The sequence below is a fragment of the Gordonia sp. 852002-51296_SCH5728562-b genome, assembly GCF_001665475.1.
Classification (GTDB): domain Bacteria; phylum Actinomycetota; class Actinomycetes; order Mycobacteriales; family Mycobacteriaceae; genus Gordonia; species Gordonia sputi.
Window position 1 is genome coordinate 1 of record NZ_LZMI01000129.1, and the last position, 13,812, is coordinate 13,812.

Annotated in this window: 19 protein-coding genes; 7 read left to right on the top strand and 12 right to left on the bottom strand. The window is 63.2% G+C overall.

The genetic code is table 11. The features are described 5' to 3' along the window. The first annotated feature begins 291 nt into the window (after window positions 1-291). Window positions 292-654, top strand: a complete 363-nt coding sequence (locus A5766_RS21255) for an Rv2640c family ArsR-like transcriptional regulator (protein ID WP_005206759.1) — start codon at window positions 292-294, stop codon at window positions 652-654. Between the two features lie 360 nt (window positions 655-1,014). Here the strand turns inward: A5766_RS21255 and A5766_RS21260 are convergent, their stop codons facing one another. Next, on the bottom strand, window positions 1,015-1,443 hold the full coding sequence (locus A5766_RS21260) for a type II toxin-antitoxin system VapC family toxin (protein ID WP_005206758.1): 429 nt from the start codon (window positions 1,441-1,443) through the stop codon (window positions 1,015-1,017). Next, entirely contained in the window at window positions 1,436-1,702 is a 267-nt protein-coding gene (locus A5766_RS21265; RefSeq protein WP_005206757.1) for a type II toxin-antitoxin system Phd/YefM family antitoxin, read from the bottom strand. The genes A5766_RS21260 and A5766_RS21265 overlap by 8 nt, the downstream gene beginning before the upstream one ends. A gap of 198 nt (window positions 1,703-1,900) precedes the next feature. Here A5766_RS21265 and A5766_RS21270 point away from each other — a divergent pair, with 198 nt between their 5' ends. After that, complete coding sequence (locus A5766_RS21270; protein ID WP_005206756.1) at window positions 1,901-2,464, top strand: dihydrofolate reductase family protein; 564 nt, start codon at window positions 1,901-1,903, stop codon at window positions 2,462-2,464. Between the two features lie 144 nt (window positions 2,465-2,608). Here A5766_RS21270 and A5766_RS21275 read toward each other — a convergent pair whose 3' ends face one another. The 7 genes from A5766_RS21275 to A5766_RS21305 all read right to left on the bottom strand — a co-directional run bounded on the left by A5766_RS21275 (window position 2,609) and on the right by A5766_RS21305 (window position 7,871). Beyond that, complete coding sequence (locus A5766_RS21275) at window positions 2,609-3,133, bottom strand: GNAT family N-acetyltransferase (protein ID WP_231894762.1); 525 nt, start codon at window positions 3,131-3,133, stop codon at window positions 2,609-2,611. Then, entirely contained in the window at window positions 3,130-4,551 is a 1,422-nt protein-coding gene (locus A5766_RS21280) for an FAD-dependent oxidoreductase (protein WP_064906294.1), read from the bottom strand. Before A5766_RS21280 ends, A5766_RS21275 begins: the two co-directional genes overlap by 4 nt. 104 nt (window positions 4,552-4,655) lie before the next feature. Next, a complete protein-coding gene (locus tag A5766_RS21285; protein ID WP_005206753.1) occupies window positions 4,656-5,321 on the bottom strand; it encodes a phosphatase in 666 nt (221 codons plus the stop codon). A 42-nt stretch (window positions 5,322-5,363) separates the two neighbouring features. After that, window positions 5,364-5,804: an arsenate-mycothiol transferase ArsC gene (locus tag A5766_RS21290; RefSeq protein WP_005206752.1), complete on the bottom strand. Its 441-nt coding sequence runs from the start codon at window positions 5,802-5,804 to the stop codon at window positions 5,364-5,366. Beyond that, complete coding sequence (gene arsB, locus A5766_RS21295; protein WP_005206751.1) at window positions 5,804-6,919, bottom strand: ACR3 family arsenite efflux transporter; 1,116 nt, start codon at window positions 6,917-6,919, stop codon at window positions 5,804-5,806. The genes A5766_RS21290 and arsB overlap by 1 nt, the downstream gene beginning before the upstream one ends. Beyond that, entirely contained in the window at window positions 6,916-7,290 is a 375-nt protein-coding gene (locus tag A5766_RS21300; RefSeq protein WP_085941944.1) for an ArsR/SmtB family transcription factor, read from the bottom strand. Before A5766_RS21300 ends, arsB begins: the two co-directional genes overlap by 4 nt. 125 nt (window positions 7,291-7,415) lie before the next feature. Continuing rightward, window positions 7,416-7,871: an ArsI/CadI family heavy metal resistance metalloenzyme gene (locus tag A5766_RS21305; RefSeq protein ID WP_005206749.1), complete on the bottom strand. Its 456-nt coding sequence runs from the start codon at window positions 7,869-7,871 to the stop codon at window positions 7,416-7,418. A gap of 95 nt (window positions 7,872-7,966) precedes the next feature. Between A5766_RS21305 and A5766_RS21310 the strand changes: the two genes are divergently transcribed. Further along, window positions 7,967-8,320 (top strand): Rv2640c family ArsR-like transcriptional regulator, encoded by a 354-nt coding sequence (locus A5766_RS21310; protein ID WP_005206748.1) that lies wholly within the window; start codon window positions 7,967-7,969, stop codon window positions 8,318-8,320. Here A5766_RS21310 and A5766_RS21315 read toward each other — a convergent pair. Together A5766_RS21315 and A5766_RS21320 are read right to left on the bottom strand one after the other, a co-directional pair. Then, on the bottom strand, window positions 8,317-8,664 hold the full coding sequence (locus A5766_RS21315) for a hypothetical protein (RefSeq protein ID WP_005206747.1): 348 nt from the start codon (window positions 8,662-8,664) through the stop codon (window positions 8,317-8,319). The genes A5766_RS21310 and A5766_RS21315 overlap by 4 nt on opposite strands. Before the next feature lie 304 nt (window positions 8,665-8,968). Then, complete coding sequence (locus A5766_RS21320) at window positions 8,969-9,571, bottom strand: class I SAM-dependent methyltransferase (RefSeq protein WP_009678412.1); 603 nt, start codon at window positions 9,569-9,571, stop codon at window positions 8,969-8,971. Between the two features lie 74 nt (window positions 9,572-9,645). Here A5766_RS21320 and A5766_RS21325 point away from each other — a divergent pair, with 74 nt between their 5' ends. Genes A5766_RS21325 through lspA form a run of 3 tightly spaced genes read left to right on the top strand, consistent with a single transcriptional unit; the run spans window position 9,646 to window position 12,592 of the window. After that, window positions 9,646-10,068: an ArsR/SmtB family transcription factor gene (locus A5766_RS21325; protein WP_039855988.1), complete on the top strand. Its 423-nt coding sequence runs from the start codon at window positions 9,646-9,648 to the stop codon at window positions 10,066-10,068. Beyond that, entirely contained in the window at window positions 10,065-12,065 is a 2,001-nt protein-coding gene (locus A5766_RS21330) for a heavy metal translocating P-type ATPase (protein WP_005206744.1), read from the top strand. The genes A5766_RS21325 and A5766_RS21330 overlap by 4 nt, the downstream gene beginning before the upstream one ends. Further along, the gene (gene lspA / locus A5766_RS21335) at window positions 12,062-12,592 is read left to right on the top strand and encodes a signal peptidase II (RefSeq protein WP_005206743.1); all 531 of its coding nucleotides are present in this window, start codon (window positions 12,062-12,064) and stop codon (window positions 12,590-12,592) included. The genes A5766_RS21330 and lspA overlap by 4 nt, the downstream gene beginning before the upstream one ends. Window positions 12,593-12,640: 48 nt before the next feature. Here lspA and A5766_RS25210 read toward each other — a convergent pair whose 3' ends face one another. Next, on the bottom strand, window positions 12,641-12,829 hold the full coding sequence (locus A5766_RS25210) for a hypothetical protein (protein ID WP_231894763.1): 189 nt from the start codon (window positions 12,827-12,829) through the stop codon (window positions 12,641-12,643). A gap of 483 nt (window positions 12,830-13,312) precedes the next feature. Between A5766_RS25210 and A5766_RS21345 the strand changes: the two genes are divergently transcribed. Next, entirely contained in the window at window positions 13,313-13,594 is a 282-nt protein-coding gene (locus A5766_RS21345) for a transposase (RefSeq protein WP_006368849.1), read from the top strand. Window positions 13,595-13,812 lie beyond the last annotated feature (218 nt).

The following is a 13,812-nucleotide window of genomic DNA, read 5'->3' on the forward strand; positions in this document are numbered from 1 at the left end:
GAATTCGAGACCATCATCAACCACGAGGCCCCTCAGGCCGCGTGACTAACCCTGTCACCTATCCGTGCACCAGGCCCGGCCGCGGTCTATGGGTATTGGGGAAGTTGGGATCATCCATCTGATGCAATATGCAGTGCTGTACTGGATACCGTCAATATCGAACTGATCATATTCCCCAGCAGGGGGTTTCGAGGTCTGCAGTCGTGTGGTGGCGATATATCGGACTATTTGACGTGGAGCCAGGATGCCACCATTTCGACATATGTCAAGGTTGCTGGGTAGGCTGGGGGTATGCCGAAGACATTGCCGATCGTGGATATCAGTGCGCCGATTTGCTGTGCCCCGGTGTCGTCGGGTCCGCTCGATGATGATGACGCACTGGAGATTGCGTTGCGGCTCAAGGCGCTTGCTGACCCGGTGCGTATCAAATTGGTGTCGTTGTTGCTTGCCGATGAATCGGGTGAGGGTGTGTGTACGTGTGATCTCGCGACGGCGGTCGGGGTGACGGAGGCGACGACCAGTCATCATCTGGGGCAGCTACGCAAGGCGGGGATGGTGGCACCGCAGCGGCGGGGGATGAACGTGTATTACCAGGCGCGGCCGGAATCGTTGCAGGCGTTGTGCGCGGTGTTGGGGACGAGCACCGGCTGCTGAGGATGCGGTCAGTTCACGGTCGCGGTCGTCGTGGCCAGCGACCGGGCGTAGCGGGAGTAGGTGGTGGCTGCCAGTGCGGCGTGGCGTTCGGTCACCTTGCCATGAGGTCGCGTTCGGGGCGATCTGCATTCCTTGGTGACCGATGACCCTGGGTCTCACGGTCGTTGCCCATGCTTCTCGAATGACGCGTGCCGAGGTGGAACCCCTTGATTGGCAGCATTTTTGAGGGAGGAGACCGTGGCTCAGCTGTGATTCATCAGATGTAGTACTCGATGATTTACTGGTAACCCTGCATATTCGGTTGTTGCATATTGTCTGGACCCTGTCGATGAGAGACTCGAGCTGAGGTCAGCTCTCAGCTCAGGGGCGACTCACGGGTATGACGCGAACAATGCCGTCCAAGCCTTCGAAGTCGTTGGGGTTGGTGGTGTAGAGGGGAAGCCTGGCTGCGGTCGAAACAGATGCGATCATGAGGTCCGCCAGTCGTCTCCGCGGCGTTCTTCCGCGAGCTTGGACCGCGGCGCTGATGCGGCCGAATGCGCGAGCAGCATCAGTGCCGAACGGTAAGGGGTCGAACTCGTTCTCGACGCGCTGGAGAACATCCGCGCGGCGTGCGCGTTCGTCGGAGGCCTGTGGGTCGTCGCCAGTAACCAGGTGTACGCCTGCGGAGAGCTCAGCCAGGGTGATCGCACTAATTGCCATCTCGTCCGGCAGTTCCGCAGGCTCGATTGCGTGGCGAAGAATCAAGATGTTGGTGTCGAGTAGCCCCCGCCGTACTTCGTCAGGCATACGGGTCGCTCAACGTTTCGTCATATACGCGGTCCTGATCAGACCGGAACTTCTCCACATCAATCAATGGAGCCGACACCGAGCCGCGGGCGAACTCTGTGCGGGAAACAAAGCTGCGTCGTCGACGTAGGGGGACGAGTTCTCCTATCCCACGGCCGTCGCGGGTCACCGTAAAGGAATCACCGGACTCCACCGCATCCATGATCTCTTTGGAACGCATGCGGAGGTCGCGTTGGCTTACCTCGCGCGGCACACTCATGTGCTACATGATAGCACGGAATGGCACGAAGTAGAGCCGTAGCGAACGTCGTCGAGGGCGGGACGCTCGGTGGCGGCTCGTGGAACTCGAACGGTAGCTTGGCGATGAGTTTCGGCAGTAGTTGTGGTCAACAATCACGCAAAGCCGTTCCACCCCGGAGCGGCGGTTAGCCGTTTCATCACCAGGTCCAGGAGAGTCATGCGCACACTTGTCGTCTCAGCTTTCGTTTCACTCGATGGAGTCATGGAGGCCCCTGGTGGGGAGCCCGGGTACCGCAACTCGGGTTGGACGTTCAGGGATGTCGCTTTCGATCCGGCGGCGTATGAACTCAAGGGCCGCGAGCAGCACGAAACAGCTGCCTTGCTGTTAGGGCGCCGATCGTATGAGGCGTTCGCGCCGGTCTGGCCCACAATGGACGAATTCGCGGGGTACAACTCGATGCCCCGCTACGTGGTGTCAACGACTCTCGACGGTGACGACAAGCGGTGGCCGGCGACGGTGCTGCGCTCAATCGACGAGGTGCGCCGACTCAAGGAGGGTGACGGTGGCCCGATTGCGGTGCACGGCAGCGCCACGTTGGGTGCCGCGCTGGCCGACGCCGGTCTAGTCGACCGATACCACCTACTGGTGTTTCCGCTCCTGCTCGGCGCCGGAAAACGGCTGTTCAGCCAGACCGATAAAGACGCAACCAAGCTCGTCCTAGTCGAACATGAGGTCTACAACAACGGAATTCAAAAACAAGTTCTCGACGTCCAACGTTAACGCCTGCGATGTTGGGGTGGACCGACGACGACGATCCGGCGCTGCTCTCGAACCGCGCGTTTCGGTGCTACTGGATACCCTGCGTATCACTTCGATGCGTATTGCTGTGGTTGGTGCGCTCGAAATTGCGCGTATCCGGCGATGTTAGGCGTTGCTGCGGCGTTCGATGAGGACGACGTCTCGCCAGTGGCCGTTGTGTTGGCCGATGCGTTCTCGTGTTCCGACGGTGCGGAATCCGTGGGCGTGGTGCAGTGCGAGGCTGGCGTGGTTCTCGGGGAAGATTCCTGTTTCGATGGTCCACACTCCTGCGGTTTCGGTGGAGTCGATGAGCGCTTGTAGGAGTGCGGTGCCGACGCCCTTGCCGGAGTGGTTGGGGTCGACGTACACACTGTGTTCGATGACGCCGGTGTAGACGCACAGGCTCGATGCCGGTGATGCGGCGATCCATCCGGTGACGTTGCCGTTGGGGTCGAGGGCAACGAATCGGTGGTCGGGTAGGTGATCGCGGTCGAAGTCGGGCCAGGTTGGGGCGGCGGTCGCGAAGGTTGCGTTGCCGGTGTCGATGCCGGCTTGGTAGATCGCGAGGACTTGGGGTCCGTGTTCGGGCGCCATTGGTGCGATGACCGCGCGTGTTGTGTGGGGCTCGGAGGGGTTGCTGCTGGTGGTCACTGGTTTGGGTTCAGTTCGCTGCGCTGGGCGTGCAGGCGGTGTTCGTGTACCCAGTTGTGGGCGGCGATTTGGACGGCGTCCCATGGTGATCCCAGGGGTGGGGTGTAGGACAGGTCGAGTTCGCTGAGCGCTTCGACGGTCATGCCGTGGTGCAGGGCTGTGGCGTAGGTGTCGATCCGTTTGGCGATTTCGGCGGTGCGGTGGCCGATGAGTTGGGCTCCGAGCAGTGTGCCGGTCTTGTGGTCTGCGGTGATGCGGATGTTGATGGGGGTGGCGCCTGGGTAGTAGGCCTTGTGGTCGTCGGGTGTCGAGGTGGTCGATACTGGTGTCCAGCCGCGGTCGGCTGTGAGGGCTTCGGCTTCTTTGAGGCCGGTGCGGGCGGCGACGAGGTCGAAGATTTTGACGACTTGGGTTCCGAGGGAGCCGGTGTAGCGGGCGGTGCCGCCGAGGGCGTTTTCGCCCGCGACGCGGCCCTGCTTGTGTGCGGTTGTTCCGAGTGGGAGCCAGGTGATGCCGAGTTGGCGGTGGTGGGTGTGGACGGCGTCGCCGGCGGCGAAGACGTCCGGCAGGTTGGTGCGCATCTGTTCGTCGACTGCGATGGTGTTCTTGATTCCGAGGTTGGCGCCGGCGGCGGCGGCGAGGTCGGTCTCGGGGCGCACGCCGACCACGACGAGCACGAGGTCGGCGGTGAGGTGGTCGGTGTGGCCGTCATTCGCGGTGGTGACGGTCAGGTCGCCGTTGTCGGCGCGGTCGATGGCGGTGACCAGGGTGTTGGTGCGTACGTCGACTCGGTTGCGGACCAGTTCGTTGTGGACGAGGGTGCCGAGTTCTGGTTCGACGGTGGGGAGGACTTCGGGGAGGGCTTCGATCTGGGTGACGGCTAGGCCTCGGGTGGTGAGCCCTTCGGCCATCTCCAGGCCTATGTAGCCGGCGCCGATGATGATCGCGGTCTTCGGGTCGGTGGTGGTCAGGGTGTTCATGACGGCGAAGGTGTCGCCCATCGAGTGCAGGAGGTGAACGCCGTCGTCAGGGCCTAGTTGGTCGAGGCCGGTGATCGGTGGCCGCACTGAGACCGCGCCGGTCCCGACGATGAGAGCGTCATAGTCGAGGTCTCGTGAGACGCCGTCGGGCCCGGTGACGGTGAGGCGGTGCCCGGCGGTGTCGATCGCGGTGGCCCGGGTGTCGGTATGAACGGTCATGCCGGTGGCGGCGAGGTCGGCGGCGGTGCGGTGGGCGAGGTTGCTCCAGTGCGTGACTTCGCCGGAGACGTAGTACGGGATGCCGCAGATGGAGAAGTTCGGGTAGGCGTCGGCGACGACGACGGTGACCTCGCTGGTTGGGTCGAGCTCGCGAGCCCGCAGTGCGGCGGAGATTCCGGCGTCTGATCCGCCGATTGCGATGATCTTGCGTGCAGGCATGGGTGTCGGTTCCTTCCGAAGGGACACGGGTATGTGAGGTAGAGCAGGGTGCCGCGCTGTTGGGAGAAGTCGCGGGAGCGTGCGGGCAGGCCGATCAGCGGCGGTCAGGTAGTGGCAGGTAGGAGCTCGGCGAGGAGGTTGCGGACGCGGTAGTTGAGGTCGTCGCGGATCAGACGAACGGTCTCGATGGGGTGGTTGTCGGGGTCGGCGACTTGCCAGTCCAGGTACCGCTTGCCCGGGTAGATCGGGCAGGCGTCGCCGCAGCCCATGGAGATCACGACGTCCGCGGCCGCGACCACATCGTCGGTGAGCGGCTTGGGGAACTTGGCGGCGAGATCAAGGCCGATCTCTGTCATGGCTAGCTCGACGATCGGGTTGATGTCCGCCGCGGGTAGAGACCCGGCTGAACGTACGTGCACTCGTCCTGCCGCGTGGTGGGTCAGGAGCGCGGCGGCCATCTGTGAGCGGCCAGCGTTGTGGACGCAGATGAACAGCACTTCGGGCACGGTCGTGGTGGTTGCGCCGGTGGACTGCGCTAGGGCGGCGAGGCGTTCTGCGGCGAACCTGCCTGTCAGGGTCACCAGGTGAGTGTGGATGCGGGAGGTGCGCCGCAGCGCGGTGTAGGACTCGAATACGACCCGTTCGACGGTCTGTTCGGACACGATCCCTCGGTACTGGGCGGCGAGCCTCTCCGCGGTTCGCGATAGCAGGGCTTGGGGCATCAGCAGATCTGGTGTCCCGGCTGATTCGGTCGTGGCGTCGGCGTTCATCAGGCTTCACCCCGGTTCGTAGATACCGACCCAGCTCCGGCGTTAGCGCGCGGTGAGTTCGGCTGCCAGCGCGGTGACGCGGGCAGCGATGTCGTCGCGGACCAGGCGCATTCGTTCGATCCCGTCGATTCCGCGCTCGGACGGTTCGTCAGTGTCCCAGTTGATCAACCTGACCCCGGCGGGGGCATCGACCACGGCTTCTCGGCCGAGAGTGACCACCAGGTCGACGCGGGCGAGCAACTCGGGATCGATGGGCTTGGGAGTCTCGCCGGTGATGTCGATGCCGACCTCGGCCAGGCTCTCGGCAGACAGCCCGTTGACCGCGGTGCCGGGTTTGGTTCCGGCCGAGTGCACCTCGACGGCCTCGCCGACCGCCTTGCCCATCAGGCCGGCGGCCATCTGAGACTTGCCGCCGTTCTTCACACACACGAACAGCACACTCGGCGTGGCCGCGTTCTCGGTGATCGTCAGGTCGTCGGGCATCAGTTCATGCTCCTAGAAGAGTCCGCGGAAGCGGAGGTAGAGGACGGGGTGAGGGGGAAGCGTTTGCGTAGGGCAAGGGAGACATAGACCAGGCCGACCAGCACAGGGACCTCGATCAACGGACCGACCACGCCGGCGAGGGCTTGGCCGGAGGTCGCGCCGTAGGTGGCGATCGCGACGGCGATGGCGAGTTCGAAGTTGTTGCCTGCCGCGGTGAACGCAAGCGTGGTGGTGCGTTCGTAGCCCAGGCCCATAACCGCACCCAGGAGGTAGCCGCCGCCCCACATCACTGCGAAGTAGACCAACAGTGGCACGGCGATGCGGACGACGTCCCAGGGACGGGAGGTGATCTGTTCGCCCTGCAGGGCGAAGAGGATGACGATCGTGAACAGCAGTCCGTAGAGTGCCCACGGCCCGACCTTGGGCAGGAACTTCGCTTCGTACCAGTCGCGGCCCTTGGTCTTCTCGCCGATCCGGCGTGACAGGTATCCGGCGAGCAGCGGGATGCCGAGGAAGATCAGCACCGACTTGGCGATCTGCCACGGAGAGGTGCTGATGGTCGTCTGTTCCAGGCCCAGCCAGCCCGGCAGGATTGAGAGGTAGAACCAGCCCAGGACGGCGAACATCACCACCTGGAACACCGAGTTGAGCGCCACGAGGACGGCTGCTGCCTCACGATCGCCGCAGGCGAGGTCGTTCCAGATGATGACCATGGCGATGCACCGTGCGAGGCCGACGATGATCAGGCCGGTCCGGTACTCGGGTAGGTCGGGCAGGAAGATCCAGGCGAGGGCGAACATGAGCGCTGGGCCGAGCACCCAGTTCAGTAGCAGCGATCCCAGCAGTAGTTTGCGATCGCCGGTGACGGTGTCGAGGCGGTCGTAGCGCACCTTGGCCAGGACCGGGTACATCATTATCAACAGGCCCAAGGCGATAGGCAGTGAAACGCCGTCGACCTGGATCTTCTCCAACGCGGTGTTCAGTCCGGGGATCATCCGGCCCAGCAGCAGACCGGCGACCATGGCGACGCCGATCCACACCGGCAGGAACCGGTCCAGAGTCGAGAGCTTGCCGACGACCGGCTGATGCCCGGCCGTCGGGGTGGGGCTGGTCACGAGTGAACCTCCATCGAGCTGGCGAGCTCGCCGGACTGCAGGATCCCGGCGAGCGAGGACAGAACATCGGGGATAACGCGGTAGTACACCCACGACGCGCGGCGCTCAGACTCGAGCAAACCGGCGTTCTTGAGGACCTTCAGGTGATGGGAGATCGTCGGTTGCGAAACGTCGACGGCCGGGGAGATGTCACACACGCACGCCTCACCGCCCTCGTGGCTGGCGATCAAGCTGAACAGTCGCAACCGGATCGGGTCGGCGAGTGCTTTGAACACCACAGCAAGATCAACCGACTGCCGCTCCGAGAGGGGCTCACGCACCAACGGTGAGCACCGCACAGTGACATCGGTCAACGGAATCGAGTTCGACATACATCGATATTGACAGATATCGATACTGGTTGCAAGGGTGCATGCAGTCCACGTTCGAAACGGGACTGGTCGCCACCCCGGCATCGGGTGGCGACCAGCCTGGCAGCCCTAAGAGAAGGTCGCGTTCAGCAGCAGTTCGCCGCGGGAGTGCAGCATGCCGCGGACGTAGATTCGCCGACGGGGGCCGCGGCGGCGACCGGTTCGCCGTTGAAGGTCTCAGCGTCGGCCAACACGGTGTAGACCTCCCACCGCTCGGCGTCGGGAGCAGTGACCCACACCTTGTCCTGAGTGGCAAAGCAGCAGGTTGCTCCGATCTCCTCTTCGGTGAACAGCTTCTCTTCGGTGAATCGGGCGATCTCGGCGTGCACCTTCTCACTGGAATCGACCTCAACGCCGAGGTGATTGATGCTGCCGCCCTGGCCGGGATTCTCCAGCAGCACCAACTTCAGTGCGGGCTCAGTGACGGCGAAGTTGGCGTAGCCCGGCTTGACCTTCGCCGGGCCGACGCCGAACAGCTTGGTGTAGAAGGCGATCGACTGGTCGAGATCGTCGACGTTGAGGGCGAGTTGCACGCGTGACATGAGATCCTCCAAGGATTCGACATACATCAAAAGTGTTGCGACTCAAGTTCTAGACCAGAGTTTGACATATGTCAACGGATGGGTAGGTTGGGGTCATGCCCAAGACGCTCCCTGTGGTCGACATCAGTGCTCCGATCTGCTGTGCACCGATCTCCGCAGGTCCAATGGAAGCGGATGCGGCCCTAGAGCTGGCTCTCCGGCTCAAGGCGCTGGCCGATCCGGCGCGAATTCAGCTGGTCTCCATCCTCATGGGCGCCCGACCAGGTGCGATCAGCACCAGTGATCTCGCCGAGGCGCTCGCACTCTCGGCGGGTACGGTGAGCCACCACCTCGGTCAACTCAAAAAGGCGGGCCTAGTCAGCTCCGAGCGTCGAGGCGTGAACGTCCTGCATCGCGCCGAACCGGACTCGCTGGAAGCACTGAGAGGAGTGCTCGACACCTGCTGTTAGCCGGGGTGATCGGCATCGCGCCGCACGGCGTTAGCTGCGTAAGTCCGATACTGGCGTTCGACGGTGTAGTCGGGGAGCGACTCGGCGATGAGGTCGGCCAGTGTATCGCCTTCGTGAAGCCAGCCGGCGACGTCGAATCCGCGACGCCACGTGTGCTGGTCGTCGCTCGGTGCGTCGGCGAAGTTCGCCGTCCACGCGTCGAGCCACGTACGCAGCCGGACGACGACGGAGTCGGGAAACCCGAAGTTCGCGGGTGTCAGCAGTTCGGATCTCTCTTTTCTGGGCGAGTCGGGGAAACTCGAGCTATGCAAGTTGAGGTCCTGTATGTCGATGGATGCCCACATTGGAGGGAAGCTGCGGGTCGAGTTGAGGATGCTGCGGCGGCGTTGAATGTTGGAATCGACCTTCGTTTCAGGCTGATTTCGTCGGAGGTGGAGGCGGCGTCGTTCGCTGGATCTCCGACGATTCTTGTTGATGGACGTGATGCGTTCGAAGGTGCCGCTGGGGTTAATGATCTTGCGTGTCGCGTCTACCTCACTGACTCGGGTCTTGCTGGAGTGCCGACTGTCGAGCAGTTGGCGTTCGTGCTAACGGAGCGTAGTCATCGGTAGCGAATCTATGGTCGGCCGGGATGTTATGGGGCTGCCTCTATCTGGGTCGGGGTGTCCGAGTTGCGCGGAACTTGGCTAATAGTACGTTTTCTTGAACAGATGTTTCTGTGAGCGGCAACTTCTTGAGTTCGGGGAGTAGTTGGCCGGGTTTGATGAAGCGGTGCGGTGCGCCTTCGAGTCGGTGGAGAATGCGGGCCGGTGGGGTACTGAGGAGGTCGTAGCCGACCAGGACTCCTCCTGGTTTGAGCACTCGGACTGCTTCGGCTAGTGCTTGCTCCCAGTCGACGACGTGGTGGAGCATGATGAACGAGACGACCATGTCGAACTGGCCGTCGGCGAATGGTAAAGCAGTTGCGTCTGCAACCCGGGTGTGCGCGCGGTCACCGAAGGCGCGGAGGCGGTCTTGAGCGGCTGTGACCATTCGGGGGTCGAAGTCGGTGACGGTAATGGTTGTCGTCTGCGGTTCTGGGCTTGCCGCCAGAATGTGGGCCGCCATAGCGCCACCGCCGCCGCCAATCTCGAGGAGGGCGCCGTTGGGCTGGACTCCTTGTAGAGCCCAAGGGAGCACCCACCGACTGGTCGCGGTCTCCCATGGTGCGCTTCGGCAGAACAGTGCTTCGACTTGTGACATCGACGGCATCGCGGATTGCTCCTTCGGGGTGCGGGTGAGGTGGGAGCTTCGATTCCACCGTGCCTGGACGCTATCATCGTCGTATGACGATGAATAGATGTTCGGTGATGGTGGGGACGGAGCTCGATCCTGCGGTCGCGTTGTTTCGGAGTTTGTCTGACGGGACCCGGCTAGCGATCGCGGCTCGATTGGCCCGCAGTGGTGAGGCTCGAGTGGCTGATCTGATGGCTGAGTTGGGTCTTGCTCAGTCGACAGTGTCCGCGCATGTTGCGTGCCTGCGGGACTGCGGATTGGTGGTGGGTCGGCCAGAGGGCAGGCAGGTGTTCTACCGTCTGGCGCGGCCGGAGCTTCTCGACCTGCTGGCGGCGGCTGAGACGGTGCTTGCTGCGACGGGCAGTGCCGTAGTGCTGTGTCCCAACTATGGGTTGGACAGTGCCTGCGATGGTGAGGCCACTGCCGGCGCGGTCGTTGAGGAGATCCGCGGTGTGGGGGGTGATCGACGATGAGTGATGCATGTGGATGTGGGCACGACGAGATCGGGGAGGATGAGCAGGCGCCTGGACATTGGTGGAACGTCCGAGAACTTCAGGCAGCTGCGGTTGCCGGATTGTTGTTGGTGGCCGCCTATCTCACTGGCTGGGCAGATGGTCCGAGGACGATCAGTACGACCCTGGAGTGGGGTGCTCTGCTAGTAGGCGCGGCGACGTTTGTCCCGTCGACACTGCGGCGGCTGGCATCGGGGAAGATCGGCGTTGGAACGCTGATGACGATCGCTGCGGTGGGTGCGGTGATTCTCGGTGAGGTCGGGGAAGCGGCGATGCTCGCGGTGTTGTTCTCGATTAGCGAGGGCCTTGAGGAGTACGCCGTTGGTCGTACTCGTCGGGGCCTGCGGGCGTTGTTGGATCTGGTCCCAGATTCGGCGATGGTGTTGAGGGCGGGCGTCCCGACAGCGGTGTCGCCGTCAGTTCTTCGTGTCGGGGATCAGATCCTGATCAAGCCGGGTGAGCGTATCGCCACTGATGGGCGCATAAGCGAGGGGCGATCGTCGCTGGATGTATCGGCGATTACTGGCGAATCGGTGCCGATTGAAGCGAATCCTGGGGACGTCGTGTTCGCGGGATCGATCAACGGCACTGGTGTGTTGGCCGTTGATGTCAGCGCTACTGCGGAGAACAATTCGCTGGCGAAGATTGTGCAGATTGTCGAGGCGGAGCAGTCTCGAAAAGGCGATGCGCAGCGGTTAGCTGACCGGATTGCTGAGCCGCTGGTTCCGGCAATCATGCTCATGGCCGCTGTGATCGCGGGTATCGGCGCAGTGTTTGGCGACCCGGCGACGTGGGTGGAACGAGCTCTTGTGGTGCTGGTGGCAGCCTCACCCTGTGCGCTGGCAATCTCGGTTCCGGTGACAGTGGTTGCTGCTATCGGCGCCGCCAGCAAGATTGGTGTGCTGGTCAAAGGTGGTGCGGCGTTGGAGTCTCTCGGCCGGGTCCGGATCGTGGCTGTTGACAAGACGGGAACGCTCACCGCGAACAAGCCGGTTGTTGTCGGTGTTGCTGTTGGCGGTCAGGCGAACGAGGTCGCGGGAGAACCCGGTGTGACCGGCGACGTTGGGCATTCGATTGAGCAGGCGCGAGTGCTCGCGGTTGCCGCGGCGCTGGAAGCTCACAGTGAACATCCTCTGGCTCGTGCGATCCTTGCAGCTGACGGTGGGGTGAGTAGGGCTGCGACTGATGTACAGGCGGTGCCAGGAGCGGGTCTGACCGGTCTGGTCGAGGGTCGCCCCGCTCGGCTTGGGCGGCCGGGTTGGATCGATGCGGGTGCTCTGGCCGACCGGGTCGCGGCCTTTCAAGCTGATGGTGCAACCGCGGTTCTCGTCGAGGAAGACCAACGTCTCCTCGGAGTCGTCGCGGTACGTGATGAGCTTCGCCCCGAAGCACGGGAGGTCATCACGCACATGCACGATTCTGGAAATGCCGTGGTGATGCTCACCGGTGACAATGCCGCGACGGCGACTGCTCTTGCACAGATCGCCGGGATCGACGATGTCCATGCGGATCTGCGTCCAGAAGACAAGGCACGAATCGTGTCCACGCTGCGCGGCGACGGATTCATCGCAATGGTCGGTGACGGGGTCAACGATGCTCCCGCACTGGCCACAGCTGACTTGGGAATCGCCATGGGCGCGATGGGTTCTGATGTCGCGATTGAAACCGCGGACGTGGCACTGATGGGCGAGGACCTGCGGGTGCTGCCTCAAGCGCTCGATCATGCTCGTCGGGCGCGGACCATCATGCTGCAAAATGTGGGGCTGTCCCTTGGTCTGATCGCCGTTCTCATCCCGCTCGCACTGTTCGGGTTGCTCGGGTTGGCCGCGGTGGTCGCTGTCCACGAACTCGGTGAGATTGTCGTCATCGCCAACGGCGTCCGTGCTGGGCGGGTCAAGAACCGCCTGACGATGGCCGATACCGCTGGAGCATCGGTAGCAGTCGGGGCGAACCGATGACCCCGTCTGGTCCGGCGGTGTCAGGCGGTAGGTCGGGATATGCCCGCCGCCTGGGGATGCTGCTGCTGGCCCTGACCTTCGTCATCGTTGACGTGGCCGTCAAGGCATGGGCAGTCGATGCACTTGACGGCACCCGAATAGAGGCCGGGCCGGTGGACCTGCAGTTAGCGTTCAATTCGGGCGCGGCCTTCTCCTTGGCCGCCACCGCTCCGGGGTGGGTACTGCTGGTCATTCCCGCCGCGGTCACGTGTGGGGTCGCGGTCCTCGGTTGGCGTACCGCAGACTCCCACGGACTGCTCTGGCGCGTCGCGATTGCCGCCGTCCTGGGCGGAGCGATCGCTAACATCATCGACCGCATACCGGACGGAAAAGTCACAGACTACCTACACACCGGTTGGTGGCCCACGTTCAATCTCGCCGACACGTTCATCGTCCTAGGCGCCCTCACCCTCGTCGTGTGCATCATTGTCGACCCACACGAATCACCATCGCAGAACGAGGGGCAGGTACCGGCTGAGGACCAGTGAGCTGGTGCAATGTTGTGCTGTCTCCGGACCGTGATGGTCCGGCCGACGTCACCGCAGTCGTCGGCCGGCATACCGAGCCCACGTTTCGCCGGAGCGTTCAGCGTGAAGGAACGCAACCTGATGGCTGTAGCCCAATGCGTCGGCGACGACGGACGGAGGGCACTCGAGCACGAGGTCGTCGAGTGCGCTGTTGCGGGCACCGAGGTTGCTCATGCCGATCAGGCGCAGGCGATGCATGATCGTGTCGGGATGGAGATGATCTCCGGCATGCGTGCCGGGAAACAACCAGGGATTGCCGTGTCCACTGGTGCGTTAGATTCGTGCGATGGGCGAGCACGTCGCGGATGAGTTGAGCGAACGGTTCGGGCACGTCGACGGGGTGCTTGCCGAACGTGATCGCCATCGGATTGCCGTCGATGATCGATGATGTCTGCAGTCGGACAATGCTTTTCAGCGGCTGCGCATACAGCAGAATCAGGACCCCAGCGACTCTGTAAGGGAGAGTCTCACTGTCACCAGAGAGCAGTTCGCTGATCCAGGCGATCCGCTGGTCTTGAGTCAAGGATGGTGTCGTCTTCGGAGCCCGGTGGCCGAGCTGCACGGCGGTATTGAGTCTGTCTTGTTTGCAGATGACCAGGTGGCGTGTCCCCCGTGAACCGGTCCGGGTTGCTTTAGAGTCCCGATTGCCCTGATGAGGGCGGAGAAGGGACGATGAGGACCATGGCAGGACGCAAGCGTCACTCGGCGGAGGACATCGTGCGCAAATTGCGCCGGGCCGACGAGTTGGCCGCCGAAGGCAAGACCGGCGAGGAGATCGCCGCCGATCTCGAGGTGTCGGCGGCCACCTTGTACAACTGGCGCCGCCAGTACGGCGGTATGGACGGTGACGCCGCGAAGGAACTCAAAGAGCTGCGCGAGCAGAACAGCCGACTCAAGCGGTTGCTCGCCGATGCCGAACTCGAGAAAGACGCGCTGCGGGAGATCGCCAAGGGAAAATTCTGAGCCCGACCGCCAAACGCGCCGCCATCGACATGCTCAAAGACGTCAAGAACATGTCAGAACGTATAGCGTGCAGGGTAGTTGGGCTTTCCCGTTCCGCCTATCGACGGCTGCCGCAAGCGCACACCCCGGCCGACCCCGACTGGTATCGAGATCAACAAGAAGAAAGTGCATCGGTTGTGGAAAGAAGAGGGCCTGCAAGTGCGGCGCGCTCCGCGGCG